We start from the raw sequence: 17214 nt of genomic DNA, 5'->3' as shown, positions 1-17214 counted from the left end.
CCCGGCTCGAGGCCCACCTGCCCGACCTCCGCGCCACGCTCGAGCGTGTCTACGGCGACGCCGCGCCAGACGTCGCCGAGCGCCTCGTCGCGATCGCGCGTGCGGCCCACGCCGAGCGCCCCGACGACCTGCGCGCGCTCGACGACCTGCGCCTGCGCGAGCCGGACTGGTTCCAGCGACCCTCGATGGTCGGCTACGCCGCCTATGCCGACCGCTTCGCCGGCACCCTCCGTGGGGTCGGTGAGCGGGCGGCGTACCTCCGCGACCTCGGGGTGGGCTACCTCCACCTGATGCCGCTGCTGACGCCCCGCCCGGCACCCAACGACGGCGGCTACGCCGTCATGGACTACCGCTCCGTGCGCCCCGACCTCGGTGACGTCGACGACCTGCGCGCGCTCACCACGACGCTGCGCGCCGAGGGAATCAGCCTGTGCCTGGACCTGGTGCTCAACCACGTGGCCCGTGAGCACGCGTGGGCCGCGGCGGCGCGCGCCGGCGACCGGGACCGGCGCGCCTACTTCCACGTCCACGAGGACCGTGCGGTGCCCGATGCCTACGAGGCCACGCTGCCGGAGGTCTTCCCCGACTTCGCGCCCGGCAACTTCACCTTCGACGACGAGCTCGACGCCTGGGTGTGGACCACCTTCAACGACTACCAGTGGGACCTCGACTGGTCGAACCCCGCCGTGCTGTGCGAGTTCGCCGACATCATCCTGGCCCTGGCCAACGTGGGCGTCGAGGTGTTCCGGCTCGACGCGATCGCGTTCCTGTGGAAGCGGCTGGGCACCGACTGCCAGAACCAGCCGGAGGTGCACGAGCTGACCCGGGCGCTGCGCACGGTGGCCCGGGTGGCCGCGCCCGCCGTGGCCTTCAAGGCCGAGGCGATCGTCGGCCCGGCGGACCTCCCGGCCTACCTCGGCGTCGGCGAGCACGCCGGTCGGGTGAGCGACCTGGCCTACCACAACGGGCTGATGGTCCAGATCTGGTCGATGCTCGCCTCGGGGGAGGTGGGGCTGGCGACCCACGCCCTCCAGCAGCTGCCGCAGCCGCCGTCCACCACCGCCTGGATCACCTACGTCCGGTGCCACGACGACATCGGCTGGGCGATCGCCGACGATGACGCCCGCGCGGTCGGCATCGACCCCTCCGCGCACCGCCGCTTCCTGTCCGACTGGTACAACGGGTCGTTCCCCGGATCGTGGGCGCGCGGCCTGGTCTTCCAGCACAACGAGGCGACCGGCGATCGGCGCATCTCCGGCAGCACCGCGTCCCTCGCGGGGCTCGAGGCCGGCGATCCGGGCGCGGCGGCGCGGATCCTGCTGGCCTACGCCGTCGTGTGCTCCTTCGGGGGCATCCCGGTGGTCTGGATGGGCGACGAGATCGGCCTGCTCAACGACGCCGGCTGGGCCGACGACCCCGCCCATGCCGACGACAACCGCTGGGTCCACCGTCCCCGGATGCCGTGGGAGGTCGTCGCGGCGGGGAAGGACCCGCACGGCGTCACGGCCGGGCTGCGGCACCTGCTCGGCGTACGCGCGAGCCTGCCGCACCTGCACGCCGCCTTGCCCACCGAGATCTGGGACCCCCGCGACCCGCGGGTGCTGCTGGTCGTGCGCCGCCATCCCGACGGCCCCCTGCTGGCCGCGCACAACGTGTCGGGCGAGGAGGCCTGGGTGGCCGCCGACGTCCTGCTGTGGCTCGGCCTCGACCCCGACGACCTGCGCGACGCGCTGACGGGTGCGGCGCCGTCGGTGCACGACGGTGCCGTACGACTCGCGCCGTACGCCGCGGCCTGGCTGCACGCCGAATCCTGAAGCGCCTACTGACACGGCTCCTGACCTGGCGGGGCCCCGCGAGCAGTGCTCGCGGGGCCCCGGTTCCGCGCCGACCTGCGGGGCCGGACGTGCGTGGTGCGGGTCAGGTCAGGTCAGGTCAGGTGGTGGCCTGGTCCGAGGCCGGCTTGACCTCGTCCTGGGCGTGCCCGACCTCCTCGGCCTTCGCCATCGCGTTGCCGCCGGGGATGATGCCGGCGTTGTCGCTGTCGATGGTGAGGTTCTCACCGGTGGCCGGGTCGAAGAGGTGGATCTTGCGGGCATCGACCCAGATCGTGGCCTCGTCGCCCTCGGCGATCCGGCTGGCACCGTCGAGGGAGACCACCAGCTGCGTGCGCAGCGACTCGCCGTCGAGGTCCTTCTCGAGCTGGGTGAGCTGCTCGCGCACTTCGTCCGGTGCCTCGAAGGGGATGTAGGCGTAGGCCTCGTTGCCGAGCCACTCCACCACGTCGACGGTGGCCTTGAAGGTCGCCTCGTCGGTGACCTTGTCGGCGTCCACGACCGAGGCGTCCTCGAAGTGGTCGGGTCGGATGCCCGCGATCAGCAGGCCCTTGCCCTGGGCCTTCGCGGCTCGCTCCTCGGGGATCGTCACCGTGCCGAACGGCAGCTCGACGCGGTTGCCGTCGACCTTCGCGGGCAGGAAGTTCATCGGCGGGGAGCCGATGAAGCCGGCGACGAAGAGGTTGGCGGGGTTCTCGTAGAGCTCGCGCGGCGTGGCGTGCTGCTGGAGCACGCCACGCTTGAGCACCGCGACCCGGTCGCCCAGCGTCATCGCCTCGGTCTGGTCGTGGGTGACGTAGACCGTGGTGATGCCCAGGCGCTTCTGGAGCCGGGAGATCTCGGTGCGCATCTGCCCGCGGAGCTTGGCGTCGAGGTTGGACAGCGGCTCGTCGAAGAGGAACGCCTCCGCGTCGCGCACGATCGCCCGCCCCATCGCCACGCGCTGGCGCTGGCCGCCCGACAGGTTGCCGGGCTTGCGCTCGAGGTGCTCGTCGAGCTCGAGCGTCTTGGATGCCTCGCGCACCTTCTCGTCGACCTCGGAGTCCGACTTGTTGGCCAGCCGCAGCGGGAACGCGATGTTCTCGTAGACGGTGAGGTGGGGGTAGAGCGCGTAGTTCTGGAACACCATCGACAGGTTGCGGTCGCGCGGGGCGAGGTCGTTGACCTTCTTGCCGCCGATCATCATGTCTCCGTCGGTGATGTCCTCCAGGCCCACGATCATCCGCAGGAGCGTGGACTTCCCGCAGCCCGAGGGCCCGACGAGGATCAGGAACTCGCCGTCCTCCACGTCGATGCTCACGTCGTTGACGGCGGGGAAGCCGTCGCCGTACTGCTTGACGATGTTCTTCATCTCGATGGCAGCCATGAGCTGATCACCCCTTCACTGCGCCGGAGGTGAGGCCGGCGACGATCTTGCGCTGGAACAGCAGGACGATGACGATCACCGGCAGTGTGACGATGACCGACGCCGTCGCGAGCTGCGCGTACGGCGGGTTGAACGGGTCGGGTCCGACGAAGAACGACATCTGTGCCGGCACCGTCCGCGAGGACGTGGTGGAGGTGAGCGAGATCGCGAGGACGAACTCGTTCCACGCGAAGAAGAAGGTCAGGATCGCCGCGGTGAAGACGCCGGGTGCGGCGAGCGGGACGATGACCTTGCGGAAGGCCTGCCACGACGTGGCGCCGTCGACCTGGGCGGCCTGCTCCATCTCCCACGGGATCTCGCGGAAGAAGGCGGAGAGGGTCCAGATCGCCAGCGGCAGCGTGAACGACATGTAGGGGATGACCAGGCCGGGCCAGGTGTTGAAGAGCCCGAACGTGGTCCACATGTCGAAGAGCGGACCCACCAGCGCCACGACCGGGAACATCGCGATCGCGAGGGCGAGGGAGAGCACCAGGCGCTTGCCCTTGAACTCCAGGCGGGCGATGGCGTACGCCGCCAGCGTGGCGAAGATGACCGACAGCAGCGTCGCGATCAGCGAGATGCCGAACGAGTTGATCAGCGCCCGGGTGAAGTCGGGGTTGTCGATGATCGCCTTGTAGTTGTCGAAGGTCGGCTCCTTGGGCAGGAACTGCGCGCTGCCCGCGGCCGTCTCGCCCTCGGACTTGAAGGACAGCGAGATGATCCACGCCACCGGGAACAGGCACCACAGCATGATCAGGGCGAACCCGATCCAGGTGCCGACAGCGGTCTTGCCGCTCGTGTTGCCTGCCATCAGCCCTCACCCCTCGCCTGGGCCAGGTCGACCCGGAACAGCTTCACGATCAGCCATGCCAGGAGCAGCACGGACAGGAACAGCAGCACCGACATCGCCGAGCCGAGGCCCAGCTGCATCTGCTCGATGACCTGGCGGTAGGTGAGGAACGAGATCGACTGCGTCCCCTCCGCGCCCTTGGTCATCACGAAGATGTTGTCGAAGATGCGGTAGGCGTCGAGGGCACGGAAGAGCACCGCCACCATGATCGCCGCGCGCATGTTGGGCAGGATCACCTTGGTCAGCCGCTGCCACCAGGTGGCGCCGTCGACCTTGGCGGCCTCGAGCATGTCCTCGCTGACCTGCGCCAGCCCGGCCAGCAGCAGCAGCGCCATGAACGGCGTGGTCTTCCAGATCTCCGAGACCATGATCGCGAACATCGCGTGCCAGTAGTCACCGAACCAGTTGGTGTCCTCGGCGATCCACGGCAGCCAGCTGAACCACGCGTTGACGAAACCGTTGTTGAGCGAGAACGCGAACTGCCAGGCGAAGGCCGAGACGACCGTGATGATGCCGTAGGGGATGAGGATCGAGGTCCGCATGAGCCCGCGGGCGAAGACGATGCGGTGCATCACCATCGCGAACGCGAAGCCGATGACGAGCTCGACGGCCACGGTGACGACCATGATCAGCACCGTGGTGCCGGTGCTGAGCCAGAACTGGTCGTCGCTGAGGATCGTGAGGTAGTTGTCGACGCCCACGAACGCCCGGTCGTCCGGCGCGGTGAGCCGGTAGCGGAACAGCGACAGGTAGAGCGCCTGCAGCATCGGGTAGGCGGTGACGAGCAGCATGAGCACGACGGCCGGCGCGACGAGCTTGAGCCCGAGCCGGTTCTCCGCCGACGTGCGGTCGCTGACCACCGGCTTGCTGCCCTTGCGGTGGTCCTTGCCGGACTTCTCGGTCTCGGGTGCCACGGCGGTGCTCACAGCAGGTCACCCCCCTTCAGTACGTCCTCGATGAACGTGGTCGACCGCTCGGGGGTCTCGTCGTCGACGGACCGCGGCGGGTGCCAGATGTTCTGGATGGAGCCCGACACGTCGCTCCAGTAGGGCGTCACGGTGCGCGGCGCGGCCGCGTCGACGCTCGTCTGGAAGAGCTCGAGCAGGTCCGCCGGGAACGTCTCCTGGAGGGCCTCGTACTCGTAGCCCTCCGTGCTGGCCGGCATGTTGCCGGTCAGGTCGGCGTTGATGCCCTGGCTCTCCGGGTCGACCAGGCACTGGGCCGCCTCGAGGGCGAGCTCCTGGTCGTCGGAGTAGGCGCTGACGCCGATCCCGATGCCACCGTAGGGCGGGCGGGACTCCTCGCCCTCGACCGTCTGCGGGTAACGGGTGTAGCCGATGTCCTTGGCCACGTCCGGGGCGGTCTCGTCGTAGTTCTTGAAGATGTAGGTCCAGTTGACCAGGAACGAGCCCTGGTCGGAGCCGAAGGTCGAGCCGGCGGTGCCCTCGTTGGACACGCTCAGGTCGGCCGGGGCCGCCTCGGAGGAGGCGAGCTTCTCGATGATGCCCGCCGCCTTCTGGCCGGCCTCGTCGCCGAGGGTGATCTCGGCGTCGACGCCCTCCTCGGGGTTCTCCAGGATCGTGCCGCCCGCGCCCTCGACGAGCGCGTTGATCCACACGACGTAGCCCTCGTACTTGTTGGCCTGCACGCCGATCTTGCCGCCGTTCTCGCTGGCGGCGTCGATGATCTGGTCCCACGTGACGGGCTGCGACATGTCGATGCCGGCCTTCTCCACGAAGGACTTGCGGTACCAGAGGACCTGCGTGTTGGACCAGAACGGGAAGACCACGAGCTTGTCGTTCCAGGTGGCGGCGTCGAGGGCGCCCTGGAAGGTGCCCTGCTGCTCGAGCTGCTCACGTGCGTCCTGCGGCACCTCGGCGAGGAAGCCGGCGTCGGCGAACTCCGCGGTGAAGGGCGGGTCGAGCGACATCAGGTCGATCTCGGGGTCCTTGGCCGCGAGGCGACGGGCCAGCTGGATGCGCTGCTGGCCGGCGTCCTGGGGCAGCACCTGCGTGGAGATCGTGTAGTCGTCGGTCGAGCACTTCTCGGCGACCGCGTCCTGCCCTCCGCTGTCCGGGTTGATGTACCAGACCAGCTCGGGCGTGCCGCTGTCGCCGCCGCACGCGGCGAGCAGGCTGCTCGCGAGCGCGAGCGCGGCCATCGACCCTCCGATCCGCCTCGCTCCTGGTCGACCTCGTGTGCGGGTCGTGGATCGGGATGCCATGCGTCCTCCTCATGAGTGACTCCGGTCACTGGTCTAGCGGCTGGCGCTAGTGTTTGGCAACCGCACCACCGCCCTTCGCATGAGCCCCCGGAAGGACCTGTCGTGAGTCGCTGGATCGCGCCCGGACGCATCAACCTCATCGGTGAGCACACCGACTACAACGACGGCTTCGTCCTGCCCTTCGCCCTGGAGGCCGGCTGCACCGCCACGGTCACCGACGCGCCCGACGGCTGGGCGGTCTCCTCCGCACAGGCTCCGGGCGACGTGGTCGTGCGCCCCTCCGGCCTGGCTGACCGGGAGTCCGTGCCGGACTGGGCGGCGTACGTCCTGGGTGCGCTGTGGCTGCTCCACGACGACGGCGTGGTCGTCCCGCCGCTGCGCATCGATGTCGACTCCGACGTCCCGACCGGTGCCGGTCTGTCGTCGTCGGCGGCGCTGGTCTGCTCGGTCGTGTGCGCGCTCGACGACCACCTAGCGCTCGACCTCGGCCCCGACGGCCGGCTGGCCCTGAGCCGGCGGGTCGAGAACGACGCCGTCGGCGCTCCCACCGGCGGGATGGACCAGCTCGCCAGCCTGCGCGGGGAGGCCGGTCACGTGCTCTTCTGCGACATGCGCGACCTCACCTCGCAGGCCGTGCCCTTCGACCCCGCGGCCTCCGGGCTCGCCGTGCTGGTCGTCGACACCCGGGCGCCTCACCGCCACGCCGACGGGGAGTACGCCGCGCGCCGCGACGGCTGCGAGGAGGCCGCGCGCCGCCTCGGCGTGCCGGCGCTGCGCGACGTGACCGCCGCCGACCTCGACGCCGCGCTGGCCGAGCTGAACGACGACGAGCTGCGTCGCTTCGTGCGCCACGTGGTGACGGAGGACGACCGCGTCCTCGCGGCAGTCGAGGTGCTGCGCGAGGGCCGGGTGGAGGACCTCGGCCCTCTGCTGAGCGCCTCCCACGTCTCGATGCGCGACGACTTCCGCATCACCGTGCCCGAGGTCGACACGGCCGTCGACGCCCTCCACGAGTCGGGGGCGCTCGGCGCCCGGATGACCGGCGGCGGGTTCGGCGGCTGCGTGATCGGCCTGGTGCCCGACACGCTCCTCGACGCGGCCGCTGACGGCGTACGCCGTGCCTTCGCCGAGGCCGGCTTCGGCGAGCCGGCGCTGTTCACCGCGGCGCCGGCGGCCGGGGCGCGGTCGCTCTCCCCGGATATCCGGGGAAACTGAAGCCTCGCCCCCGAAACTTCGCACTGGAACCTCCAGGATCCCCGGATGTCCGGGGATCCCTCGAGGGTCAGGACGCCCGGTCGGCCGTCCGCGCGATCGCCTCGACGAACGTTTCGAACAGCTCCGCCGGCAGGTCGTGGCCCATGCCGTCGACCAGCAGCAGCTCGGCTCCGGGGATCGCGGAGGCGGTGGAACGGCCACCGCTGACGTGGACCATCTTGTCGGCCGTCCCGTGGATGACCAGGGCCGGCACCCGCAGGCTGCGCAGCCGCGGGGTGCGGTCGTCCTGGGTCAGGATCGCGAGCATCTGGCGCACCGCGCCGCTGGCGCTGACGCCGCGGTCGAAGGTGGCCTCGGCGCGGGTGCGGAGCACGTCGGGGTCGGACGCGTAGGCGGCGGAGCCGATCAGCGACCACATGACCAGGCTGCTCTCGACGTAGGCGTCGCGTCCTGCCTTGCGGGGAGCGATGAGCCGCGGCAGGAGCGAGGGGTGCTGCCAGCCGACCGTGCGGCGGCCCGTCGTGGAGCTGATGCTCGTCAGCGACCGCACCCGGGCGGTGTGCTCGATGGCGACGGTCTGGGCGATCATCCCGCCCATCGACACGCCCACGAGGTGCGCGGACTCCAGCCCGAGGTGGTCGAGCAGCGCGACGGCGTCGCCGGCCAGGTCCGACATCGTGTACGGCGTGGTCGCCCGGCCGGTGGCGAATGCCTTCACCAGCTGGTCCGGGCGGGCCGGGGCGTTGATCCGCGACGAGCGGCCGGTGTCGCGGTTGTCGTAGCGCACCACGTGGAAGCCGGCCGCGGCGAGGTGGGCGCAGAAGACCTCGTCCCACCACGTCATCGGCCCGCTGAGGCCCATCACGAGCAGCAGCGGCTCGCCGTCGGGGTCGCCGAAGGTCTGGTAGCACAGCTCGACCTCGGTGCCGACGGGGGCGAACAGCTCCGCCGAGACGGAAGGATCCTCGGTGCTGGGGCGACGCGGTGACATGCCTCCAGTGAACACGACGCATCACCCCAACAGGGGGAAGAGTGACCCACGTCCCCCATTCCTTGCGGGGTCTGGGCTAGGTTCGATGATTGTGACCCAGCGCACAGTGGCGTCGTTCCTGACACCGGAAGGCTTCTCCCAGCCGTCGGTGGCAGCGGTGCTGCGCGAGGGATCGCTGGTCACCGAGGCCTCGCGCTACGCCGTCCAGGCCCTCACGACCCGCGGCGCCCGGCGTCGTACGCCCTACGGCTCGCGCCCGGTGCGCGTCGGCGAGCCGGTGCTGCTGGTCCCGGGGTTCCTGGCCGGCGACTCCTCGCTCGCGCCGATGAGCCGCACCCTGCGCCACGCAGGCTTCCGCACCTACCGCGCCGACATCCGCGCCAACGTGGGGTGCACCCTGGCGGCCGCGGCCCAGCTCGAGGAGCGGCTGGAGGAGATCTCCCAGCGCCGTGGCTCGCGCGTGCGCGTCGTGGGCCACAGCCTCGGCGGCATGCTCGCGCGCGGCGTCGCGGCCCGGCGCCCCGACCTCGTGTCCGGGATCGTGACCATGGGCAGCCCGATGCTCGCTCCCGGCGCGCACCACGCGTCGCTGGCGCGGAGCGTCGACCTCCTGGTGCGGCTCAACCGCGCCGGCCTGCGCAACCTGATGGCCGAGGACTGCGTCGCCGGCCACTGCGCTCAGGAGAGCTTCGAGCAGGCGCGCGCGGTGCTGGGGGCCGACGTCGACTTCACCGCGATCTTCTCGCGCCGCGACGGCATCGTCGACTGGCGCGCGTGCGTCGACCCCGCGGCCGTCGCGGTCGAGGTGCGCTCGTCCCACGTGGGGATGGCCTTCGACCCGGTGGTGATCGCCGCGGTCGCGGTCGCGCTGCGACCGGTCAGCGCGCCGTCAGTTGTCGAAGTCGATCGTGGAGAGATCGCGTAGCTTCGAGAGCCGGTGCTCCGCGGTGATCTCGCGCACCGTCCCGCTGCGCGAGCGCATCACCAGCGAGTGCGTCGTGACGCCCTCGCCGCGGTAGCGCACGCCGCGCATCAGCTCGCCGTCGGTGATGCCGGTGGCCACGAAGAAGGCGTCGTCCCCGGTCACGAGGTCGTCGGTGCCCAGCACGAAGTCGGCGTCGAGGTTGTGCCCGGCGTCCAGCGCGCGCTGGCGTTCGTCGTCGTCCTGCGGCCAGAGCTTGCCCTGGATCTTGCCGCCGATGCACTTCATCGCGCAGGCCGCGATGATGCCCTCCGGGGTGCCACCGACGCCGAGCATCAGGTCGACGCCGGTGTCGGGGCGGGCTGCCATGATCGCGCCGGCCACGTCGCCGTCGGTGATGTACTTGATGCGCGCACCGGTCTCGCGGATGTCCTCCACCAGCCGGGCGTGGCGCGGGCGGTCGAGCAGCACGACGGTGACGTCGTGGATCGACAGGCCCTTGGCCTTCGCCACGCGGGCGATGTTCTCCTTCACCGGCAGGCGGATGTCGACGACGTCCGCGGCCTCGGGCCCGGTGACCAGCTTGTCCATGTAGAAGACCGCGCTGGGGTCGTACATCGTGCCGCGCGGCGACACCGCGAGCACCGCGATGGCGTTGTTCATGCCCTTGGCGGTCAGCGTGGTGCCGTCGATCGGGTCGACCGCGACGTCGCACTCGGGGCCGGTGCCGTCGCCGACCTCCTCGCCGTTGAAGAGCATCGGGGCGTTGTCCTTCTCGCCCTCGCCGATCACGACGGTGCCGCGCATGCCGATCGTCGAGATCATCTCGCGCATCGCCTCGACCGCCACGCCGTCGGCGTCGTTCTTGTCGCCGCGACCCACCCAGCGGCCCGCGGCCATGGCGGCCGCCTCGGTGACCCGCACCAGCTCGAGGGCGAGGTTGCGGTCGGGCTTGCCTGCAGAGGGGCTCATGGCGCGCATGTTATCGACCGCTCGCGGCGCTCAGGCACGGGCTCCGTAGCGGCTCACCGCCGTCGCCTTGGCCGACAGCCACACGTCGCGGCCGGGCGCGAGCCCGAGCTCCGCGGCCGCGGCCGGTGTGAGGTCGGCGAGCAGGTCGGGAGAGGCGTGCACCAGCAGGCGTACGGCGTCGCCGTGCGGCGCGAGGGTGGCGACCGGGCCGCGCCAGCGCAGCCGCGACGACCCCTCCGGCTCGGTCAGCGACACCGTGACCGCGTCGGGGGTGAAGGCGATCAGCTCGTCGCCGTCCGGGACGAGGTTGAGTCCGACCAGGCGCGCGACGTGGGGCGTACGCGGCTCGGCGGCGACCTCGGCCGGGGGACCGACCTGGGCCACCCGGCCCTCGTCGAGCACGAGCACCCGGTCGGCCAGGGTGACCGCGTCGATCGCGTCGTGGGTGACGAGCAGGGTGACGCCGGTGAAGTCGCGCAGGTGCTTGCCCAGCTCGTTGCGCAGCGCCATCTGGGCGGAGACGTCGAGGCCCGTGAAGGGTTCGTCGAGGAGCAGCACGTCGGGGTCGGTGGCGAGCGCTCGGGCGATGGCCACGCGCTGCGCCTGGCCGCCGGAGAGCTCGCGTGGCCTGCGGCCGGCGAGGTCGGCGATCCCGAAGCGCTCCAGCCACGCACGGGCGGTGGCGTCGGCCTCGCGCCGGCCGAGCCCGCGGGCCCGCGGTCCGAAGGCGACGTTGTCGAGGGCGGACAGGTGCGGGAAGAGGCTCTGGTCCTGGAAGACGTAGCCGACCCGGCGGCGGGGGACCGCGCGGTCGGTCCAGTCCTCGTCCCCGACCCGGACCCGCCCGGGCTCGAGGCCGGCGATCGCGCGCAGCAGCGTCGACTTGCCGGCGCCGTTGGGTCCGATGACCACCAGCACCTCGCCGGCTGCGGCGCTGACGTCGGCGGACACCCTTCCCGGGAGGTCGACCCCGACGTGGATCACCGGCCCACCGCCCAGCGCTCGCGCAGCAGCACCAGCACGCCGACCGACAGCACCAGCAGGATCAGGCTGAGGGTGCGCGCGACGGTCGGGTCGGAGTTGAGCGCGACGTAGATCAGGCTCGGCATCGTCTGGGTGGTGCCGGGGTAGTTGCCTGCGAAGGTGATCGTCGCGCCGAACTCGCCGAGGCTGCGCGCCCAGGCCAGCGCACTGCCCGCGAGCACCCCGGGCAGCGCGAGCGGCAGGGTGACGCGGCGGAAGGCGGTCCACCGGTCGGCGCCCAGTGTCGCGGCCACGACGTCGTACGACGCCCCGTGGGTGCGCAGCGCCCCCTCGACGGCGAGGACGTAGAAGGGGAGCGACACGAAGGTGTGGGCGACCACCACGCCGGAGGTCGTGTAGGGGAGCGTGAAGGGCAGGTGCTGCCCGACGAGCCCGCTGCGCCCCAGCGCGGTGACGAGCGCGACGCCCGCCACGACGGGCGGCAGGACCAGGGGGACGAGCACGAGGGCGCGCACGACGCGCCGGCCGCGGAAGTCGACGCGGGCGAGCAGCCAGGCCAGGGGGGTGCCGAGCAGGACGCAGGCCACCACGGTCAGCAGGCTGCTGAGCGCGGTGATCGCCAGCGCCTCGCGCACCACCTGCGAGCCGAGGTGCTCGGGCAGGGTGCGCCACGGGGTGGCCAGGACGAGGGTGGCGAGCGGTACGACGAGCAGCGCGACGCCCACCACGGCGGGGACGAGCAGGACCGCGGGTGCGCGGCCGAGGCGGGGCCCGGTCACGGGGCCGCGACCTCGCCGAAGCCGGCGTCGGAGAAGACCGCCCGTGCCTCCTCGCTCCGCACCAGAGCCACGAAGTCGGCCGCCAGGTCGCCCGTCGCACCGTCGGCGCCGGACAGCGGGGCGACGACGTAGGTGGTGGTGACGGCGTCGGCGTCGGCGATCGCCACCTCCGCCACGTCGTCACCGGCAGCGACGGCGTCGGTGCGGTAGACCAGCCCGGCGTCGGCCTCGCCCTGCACGACCCGCGCCAGCACGGCCTTGACGTCGACCTCCTCGCTCGCGGGCGGGGCGTCGATGCCCGCCGTGGCCAGCAGGGTCTCGGCGGCGGCGCCGCACGGCGCGGTGGAGGCGCAGACGACGTAGTCGACCCCGGAGCCGTCGAGGTCATCGAGGGACGTGATGCCGGCCGGGTTGTCGGGCGGGGTGACGACGGTGAGGCTGTTGCCCACGAAGCCGACGGGTGCCCCGGCGAGCACGCCGGCGTCGTCGGCGACACCCATCGAGGCCTCGTCCGCGGTGGCCAGCACCTGTCCCGGTGCACCGTCGGCCGCCTGCTCGGCGAGCGTGGTGGAGGAGCCGAAGACGAGCTCGACCTCGACGTCGGGGTGCTCGTCCTCGAAGGTCTCGGCCAGTTCGGTGAAGGTCTCGGTGAGGCTGGCGGCGGCCAGCACGGTGAGGGTCTGCCCGTCGTCGCCGTCGGCGCCGCACGCGGCGAGCGGCAGGAGCAGCAGGAGGGCGACGGCCGCGCGCATCACGGGACCTCGACGATCACGTTCGTCGACTTCACGCTGGCGATCGCGCGCACGCCCGGCTCGAGCCCCAGCTCGTCGGCGGCGTCGCTGCTCATCAAGGACACGACGCGGTAGGGCCCGCAGATCATCTCGACCTGGGCCATCACGTGGTCGCGCTTGACCCGGGTGACGATGCCGCTCATCCGGTTGCGCGCGCTCACCGAGCTGGCCCGGGTGCGGTCACGCTCGGCGACCTCGCCGGTCTCGGCCAGGTGCGCGGCCAGGTCGGCGAGGTCCGTGCCGGCCACGGTGGTGCGCCCGCCGTCGCGCTGCGAGGGGAGCCGGCCGGCGTCCACCCAGCGGCGTACGGTGTCGTCGCTGACGGCGAGGATCTCCGCAGCCTCCGCGATTCGGTAGGTGATCACGTCGGCAGTATGCCGCACCTGCGGTCATCACGCGCTGATTCATCCGCTGCTGCGGATGCATCGTGCCCCGCTGGCTGTCGGGCTACCGCGGGGCTGGGAGGATGGAGCCCGTGAGTGCGCAAGGACAGCCGGGCAGGTACAACCGTTCCTTCGGCGGCATGACTGGCGCACTGATCGTGACCGTGCTCTTCGTGCTCGCCTTCGTGACCTGGCGGGGACTGTTCCGCGGTGAGGTCGACGACACCCCGGTCGCCGTCGACTGGCGCGACAGCGTCGAGGTCGCGCAGCAGGCGAACCTCTCGGTCGTGCACCCGCGCGACCTGCCGGCGGGGTGGACCGCGACGAGCGTGGAGCTGGCGGCCGGCGACGACCCGCGGTGGGGCCTCGGGGTGCTCACCGACGACGGCGACTTCGTCGGCGTCCGCCAGCAGGACGCGTCGGTCGACGACCTCGTGGAGCTCTACGTCGACGAGGACGCGGACGCCGGCGACGAGGCGAGCGTGACCTCCGAGGTCGCCGACACCTGGCAGACCTTCACCGACGACGGTGGGGACACCGGCTACGCGACGGAGATCGGCGACGAGGCGCTGCTGGTCTACGGCTCCGCGCCGGCCGGGGACATCGAGGCCTTCATGGGGCTGCTGACCCGTTAGTCCTCGGGCTCGTTGCCCATCGCCTCGTCGAGCCGGGTGCGGGCACCGTCGAGCCAGGACTGGCAGACCTTGGCGAGCGCCTCGCCGCGCTCCCACAGCGCCAGCGACTCCTCGAGGGTGGTGCCACCGGCCTCGAGGGTGCGGACCACCTCGATGAGCTCCTCGCGCGCCTCCTCGTAGCTGGGCTGGTCCGGGGCGGGCTGGGTGGGAGCGTCACTCATCGGGGTCCTCCTGGACGGGGTCTGACGTGCGGGCGTCGGGCTCGACGCGGTCGGTGGTGGCGTGGATCCGGCCGTCGGCGACCCGCACCGAGACGGCCGCACCCGCGGTGGCCTGGGCGACGGACGTGACGACGTGCCCGTCGGCGTCCTGGAGCACGGCGTAGCCCCGCTGGAGGGTCGCGAGCGGCGAGAGGGCCTGGGCCCGGGCGCGCTGGTGGCCGATGTCGTCGGCGGCGCGGTCGAGGCGGTGCGAGAGCGTACGCCGGGCGCGCGCCAGCAGCTCGTCGACCTCGTCGGACCGCACGGCGAGCAGGTTGCGGGGGTCGGCCATCGCGGGTCGTGAGCGGACCTGGACGAGCCACTCCTGCTCGCGCGCGATGCGCTGGGTGATGACCTGGCGCATGCGGTCGCGGGCCCACGTCACGCCCTGCGCCTCCTCGGCCATGTCGGGAACGACCAGCTTGGCGGCGTCGGTGGGGGTGGAGGCGCGCACGTCGGCGACGAGGTCGAGCAGCGGCTGGTCGGGCTCGTGACCGATGGCGGACACCACCGGGGTGCGCATGGCGTGGACCGCGCGGATGACGGCCTCGTCGGAGAAGGGCAGCAGGTCCTCGATCGAGCCGCCACCGCGGGCGACCACGACGACGTCGACGTCCGCGTTGCGCTCGAGGCGCTGCAGCGCCTCGATCACCTCGGCCGCGCACCTCTGGCCCTGCATGGCTGCGTAGGCCACCTCGAACTGCACGGCCGGCCAGCGGCGGCGCGCGTTCTCCAGGACGTCGCGCTCCGCCGCGCTGTTGGGCGCGGTCACCAGGCCCACCCGGCCGGGGAGGAAGGGCAGGTCGCGCTTGAGCTCGGGGGCGAAGAGCCCCTCGGCGGCCAGCAGCTGCCGGCGGCGCTCGAGTCGCGCGAGCAGCTCGCCGAGGCCGACCATCTTGATCTCGCGCGCGGCCAGCGAGAACGAGCCGCGGTTGGCGTAGAAGCTGGGGCGCGCGTGGACGACCACGCTCGCCCCCTCGACCAGGGGCGGGTTCATCGAGTCGAAGAGCGAGCGGGCGCACGTGAGCGTCACCGAGATGTCGGCGACCGTGTCGCGCAGGGTCATGAAGACGGTGTTGACCCCGGGGCGCCGGTTGACCTGGGCGATCTGTCCCTCGACCCACACGCCGCCGAGCTTGTCGATCCACTGCGCCACCGCGTTGGCCACCGCGCGCACCGGGGCCGGGGACTCGGCCGTGGCGTCGCGGAGTGAGGGCACGCGGCGAGGATAGGCGAGGGGTCGGACACTGGTGGGTGGGCCCGTAGACTCGCACCCATGAGCACCGACCTCGGCCTTCCTCCCGTCCTCGACCCCGAGAGCGCGAAGAACGTGCTGCTGGCGGCCCCCCGCGGCTACTGCGCCGGCGTGGACCGGGCCGTGATCACCGTGGAGAAGGCGCTCGACCTCTATGGCGCGCCCGTCTACGTCCGCAAGCAGATCGTGCACAACAAGCACGTGGTGGCCAACCTCGAGTCGCGCGGGGCGATCTTCGTCGAGGAGCTCGACGAGGTGCCGGAGGGCCAGACCGTGGTGTTCTCCGCCCACGGTGTCTCGCCGGCGGTCCACGCGCAGGCCGCCGAGCGCAGCCTCAAGACCATCGACGCCACCTGCCCGCTGGTGACCAAGGTCCACCACGAGGCGCGCCGCTTCGCCTCCGACGACTACGACATCCTGCTCATCGGCCACGAGGGCCACGAGGAGGTCGAGGGCACCGCGGGCGAGGCGCCCGAGCACATCCAGCTGGTGCAGAGCCCCGACGACGTCGACGGCATCGTCGTACGCGATCCTGCGAAGGTGGCCTGGCTCTCGCAGACCACGCTGAGCGTCGACGAGACGCTCGAGACGGTGGCGGCGATCCGCAAGAAGTTCCCGCTGCTGCTCGACCCGCCGAGCGACGACATCTGCTACGCCACCCAGAACCGCCAGCTCGCGGTCAAGGAGATCTCGCCGTCGGCCGACCTCGTGATCGTGGTCGGCTCGCGCAACTCGTCGAACTCGGTGCGCCTGGTCGAGGTCGCCCTCGAGGCCGGCGCGAAGGCGTCCTACCTCGTCGACGACCACACCGAGATCGACGAGGCGTGGCTCGAAGGCGTCGACACGGTGTCGGTGACCTCGGGTGCGTCGGTGCCGGAGGACCTCGTCGAGGGCGTGCTCGCCTTCCTCTCCGAGCGCGGCTACCCCGATGCCAAGGCCGTGCACTCGGCGGAGGAATCGCTGATCTTCGCTCTGCCCCCGGAGCTGCGCCGCGACATGCGCGCAGCCCAGAAGGCCTGAGCAGGAGCCGGTCATGGCCCGCTACGTCGACATCCACCCCGACAACCCACAGCCGCGGCTGGTGTCCCAGGTCGTCGACGCGCTGCGCAGCGACCAGCTGATCGCCTACCCGACCGACTCGGGCTACGCCCTCGGAGCGCAGCTCGGCAACCGCGAAGGTCGTGACCGGATCCTGAAGATCCGCGAGCTCGACGACCGCCACCACTTCACGCTGATGTGCAAGGACTTCGCCCAGCTCGGGCAGTTCGTGCACGTGGAGAACTACGCGTTCCGTGCGATCAAGGCGGCCACGCCGGGGCCCTACACCTTCATCCTGCCTGCTACCGGCGAGGTGCCGAAGCGGCTGATGCACCCGAAGAAGCGCACCGTCGGGGTCCGGATCCCCGAGCACACGCTCGTGTGCGCGCTGCTTGAGGAGCTCGGCGAGCCGATCCTCACCAGCACGCTGATCCTGCCCGGCGAGACCGAGGCGCGGACCATGGGCTGGGAGATCAAGGAGGACCTCGACCACGTCGTCGACGTCGTGGTCGAGTCCGGCGAGGTCACCGCCGAGCCGACCTCGGTGATCGACTGGTCCGAGGCCGAGCCCGTCGTCGTACGCCGCGGGGCCGGCGACGTGGAGCGCTTCGAGGCCTGAGTGGGCGCTTCCTCGCGCTGGGAGCCGCCGACCGGGCACTTCCTCGCGAAAGGGATTGC

18 protein-coding genes are annotated in these 17214 nt (G+C 71.7%); 6 read left to right on the top strand and 12 right to left on the bottom strand.

Features of this window, described 5'->3' with window-relative positions; genetic code table 11:
- Window positions 1-185 precede the first annotated feature (185 nt).
- Window positions 186-1814, top strand: a complete 1629-nt coding sequence (locus IRX98_RS05300; protein WP_372456033.1) for an alpha-amylase family glycosyl hydrolase — start codon at window positions 186-188, stop codon at window positions 1812-1814.
- A gap of 118 nt (window positions 1815-1932) precedes the next feature.
- On the opposite strand, the gene IRX98_RS05295 is transcribed toward IRX98_RS05300, so the two are convergent.
- Genes IRX98_RS05295 through IRX98_RS05280 form a run of 4 tightly spaced genes read right to left on the bottom strand, consistent with a single transcriptional unit; the run spans window position 1933 to window position 6248 of the window.
- Complete coding sequence (locus IRX98_RS05295; RefSeq protein WP_224274484.1) at window positions 1933-3198, bottom strand: ABC transporter ATP-binding protein; 1266 nt, start codon at window positions 3196-3198, stop codon at window positions 1933-1935.
- Window positions 3199-3205: 7 nt separating this feature from the next.
- Entirely contained in the window at window positions 3206-4048 is an 843-nt protein-coding gene (locus IRX98_RS05290; protein WP_224274483.1) for a carbohydrate ABC transporter permease, read from the bottom strand.
- Entirely contained in the window at window positions 4048-5013 is a 966-nt protein-coding gene (locus IRX98_RS22535) for a carbohydrate ABC transporter permease (protein WP_224274482.1), read from the bottom strand. Before IRX98_RS22535 ends, IRX98_RS05290 begins: the two co-directional genes overlap by 1 nt.
- Window positions 5010-6248, bottom strand: a complete 1239-nt coding sequence (locus IRX98_RS05280; protein WP_224274481.1) for an extracellular solute-binding protein — start codon at window positions 6246-6248, stop codon at window positions 5010-5012. The genes IRX98_RS22535 and IRX98_RS05280 overlap by 4 nt, the downstream gene beginning before the upstream one ends.
- Before the next feature lie 165 nt (window positions 6249-6413).
- On the opposite strand from IRX98_RS05280, the gene galK reads away from it, so the two are divergent.
- The gene (gene galK, locus IRX98_RS05275; RefSeq protein ID WP_224274479.1) at window positions 6414-7526 is read left to right on the top strand and encodes a galactokinase; all 1113 of its coding nucleotides are present in this window, start codon (window positions 6414-6416) and stop codon (window positions 7524-7526) included.
- A gap of 67 nt (window positions 7527-7593) precedes the next feature.
- On the opposite strand, the gene IRX98_RS05270 is transcribed toward galK, so the two are convergent.
- Window positions 7594-8517: an alpha/beta fold hydrolase gene (locus tag IRX98_RS05270; protein WP_224274477.1), complete on the bottom strand. Its 924-nt coding sequence runs from the start codon at window positions 8515-8517 to the stop codon at window positions 7594-7596.
- A gap of 91 nt (window positions 8518-8608) precedes the next feature.
- Between IRX98_RS05270 and IRX98_RS05265 the strand changes: the two genes are divergently transcribed.
- The gene (locus tag IRX98_RS05265; protein WP_224274475.1) at window positions 8609-9442 is read left to right on the top strand and encodes an alpha/beta fold hydrolase; all 834 of its coding nucleotides are present in this window, start codon (window positions 8609-8611) and stop codon (window positions 9440-9442) included.
- Here IRX98_RS05265 and glpX read toward each other — a convergent pair.
- The 5 genes from glpX to IRX98_RS05240 are packed head-to-tail and all read right to left on the bottom strand — an operon-like array spanning window position 9407 to window position 13330.
- Window positions 9407-10411 carry a class II fructose-bisphosphatase gene (gene glpX, locus IRX98_RS05260; RefSeq protein ID WP_224274472.1) on the bottom strand — a complete coding sequence of 335 codons (1005 nt, stop codon included), beginning with the start codon at window positions 10409-10411 and terminating at the stop codon, window positions 9407-9409. The genes IRX98_RS05265 and glpX overlap by 36 nt on opposite strands.
- 30 nt (window positions 10412-10441) lie before the next feature.
- Window positions 10442-11395 (bottom strand): sulfate/molybdate ABC transporter ATP-binding protein, encoded by a 954-nt coding sequence (locus IRX98_RS05255; RefSeq protein ID WP_224274470.1) that lies wholly within the window; start codon window positions 11393-11395, stop codon window positions 10442-10444.
- A complete protein-coding gene (gene modB, locus IRX98_RS05250) occupies window positions 11392-12174 on the bottom strand; it encodes a molybdate ABC transporter permease subunit (protein ID WP_224274467.1) in 783 nt (260 codons plus the stop codon). The genes IRX98_RS05255 and modB overlap by 4 nt, the downstream gene beginning before the upstream one ends.
- On the bottom strand, window positions 12171-12926 hold the full coding sequence (modA, locus tag IRX98_RS05245; protein ID WP_224274465.1) for a molybdate ABC transporter substrate-binding protein: 756 nt from the start codon (window positions 12924-12926) through the stop codon (window positions 12171-12173). The genes modB and modA overlap by 4 nt, the downstream gene beginning before the upstream one ends.
- The gene (locus IRX98_RS05240; protein WP_224274462.1) at window positions 12926-13330 is read right to left on the bottom strand and encodes a TOBE domain-containing protein; all 405 of its coding nucleotides are present in this window, start codon (window positions 13328-13330) and stop codon (window positions 12926-12928) included. Before IRX98_RS05240 ends, modA begins: the two co-directional genes overlap by 1 nt.
- 110 nt (window positions 13331-13440) lie before the next feature.
- Between IRX98_RS05240 and IRX98_RS05235 the strand changes: the two genes are divergently transcribed.
- Window positions 13441-13983 (top strand): DUF4245 domain-containing protein, encoded by a 543-nt coding sequence (locus IRX98_RS05235; protein ID WP_224274459.1) that lies wholly within the window; start codon window positions 13441-13443, stop codon window positions 13981-13983.
- Here IRX98_RS05235 and IRX98_RS05230 read toward each other — a convergent pair.
- Together IRX98_RS05230 and xseA are read right to left on the bottom strand one after the other, a co-directional pair.
- On the bottom strand, window positions 13980-14204 hold the full coding sequence (locus IRX98_RS05230) for an exodeoxyribonuclease VII small subunit (protein WP_224274457.1): 225 nt from the start codon (window positions 14202-14204) through the stop codon (window positions 13980-13982). The genes IRX98_RS05235 and IRX98_RS05230 overlap by 4 nt on opposite strands.
- Entirely contained in the window at window positions 14197-15462 is a 1266-nt protein-coding gene (xseA, locus tag IRX98_RS05225) for an exodeoxyribonuclease VII large subunit (RefSeq protein WP_224274455.1), read from the bottom strand. Before xseA ends, IRX98_RS05230 begins: the two co-directional genes overlap by 8 nt.
- A gap of 57 nt (window positions 15463-15519) precedes the next feature.
- Here xseA and IRX98_RS05220 point away from each other — a divergent pair, with 57 nt between their 5' ends.
- Window positions 15520-16518 carry a 4-hydroxy-3-methylbut-2-enyl diphosphate reductase gene (locus IRX98_RS05220; protein ID WP_224274453.1) on the top strand — a complete coding sequence of 333 codons (999 nt, stop codon included), beginning with the start codon at window positions 15520-15522 and terminating at the stop codon, window positions 16516-16518.
- A 13-nt stretch (window positions 16519-16531) separates the two neighbouring features.
- A complete protein-coding gene (locus IRX98_RS05215) occupies window positions 16532-17155 on the top strand; it encodes an L-threonylcarbamoyladenylate synthase (protein WP_224274450.1) in 624 nt (207 codons plus the stop codon).
- The last annotated feature ends 59 nt before the right edge of the window (window positions 17156-17214 follow it).

It is taken from the genome of Nocardioides lacusdianchii, from assembly GCF_020102855.1.
Taxonomy (GTDB): Bacteria; Actinomycetota; Actinomycetes; order Propionibacteriales; family Nocardioidaceae; genus Nocardioides; species Nocardioides lacusdianchii.
This window is presented reverse-complemented; position numbering and strand designations above follow the sequence as displayed.

Bases quoted from the DNA above. Each gene is read 5' to 3' on its own strand.
- IRX98_RS05230 (WP_224274457.1), bottom strand. From the start codon at position 14,204: ATGAGTGACGCTCCCACCCAGCCCGCCCCGGACCAGCCCAGCTACGAG.
- IRX98_RS05300 (WP_372456033.1), top strand. From the start codon at position 186: ATGGTCGGCTACGCCGCCTATGCCGACCGCTTCGCCGGCACCCTCCGT.
- IRX98_RS05280 (WP_224274481.1), bottom strand. From the start codon at position 6,248: ATGGCCGCGCTCGCGCTCGCGAGCAGCCTGCTCGCCGCGTGCGGCGGC.
- IRX98_RS05220 (WP_224274453.1), top strand. From the start codon at position 15,520: ATGAGCACCGACCTCGGCCTTCCTCCCGTCCTCGACCCCGAGAGCGCG.
- glpX (WP_224274472.1), bottom strand. From the start codon at position 10,411: ATGAGCCCCTCTGCAGGCAAGCCCGACCGCAACCTCGCCCTCGAGCTG.
- modA (WP_224274465.1), bottom strand. From the start codon at position 12,926: ATGCGCGCGGCCGTCGCCCTCCTGCTGCTCCTGCCGCTCGCCGCGTGC.
- IRX98_RS05270 (WP_224274477.1), bottom strand. From the start codon at position 8,517: ATGTCACCGCGTCGCCCCAGCACCGAGGATCCTTCCGTCTCGGCGGAG.
- IRX98_RS05295 (WP_224274484.1), bottom strand. From the start codon at position 3,198: ATGGCTGCCATCGAGATGAAGAACATCGTCAAGCAGTACGGCGACGGC.
- IRX98_RS05290 (WP_224274483.1), bottom strand. From the start codon at position 4,048: ATGGCAGGCAACACGAGCGGCAAGACCGCTGTCGGCACCTGGATCGGG.
- IRX98_RS05215 (WP_224274450.1), top strand. From the start codon at position 16,532: ATGGCCCGCTACGTCGACATCCACCCCGACAACCCACAGCCGCGGCTG.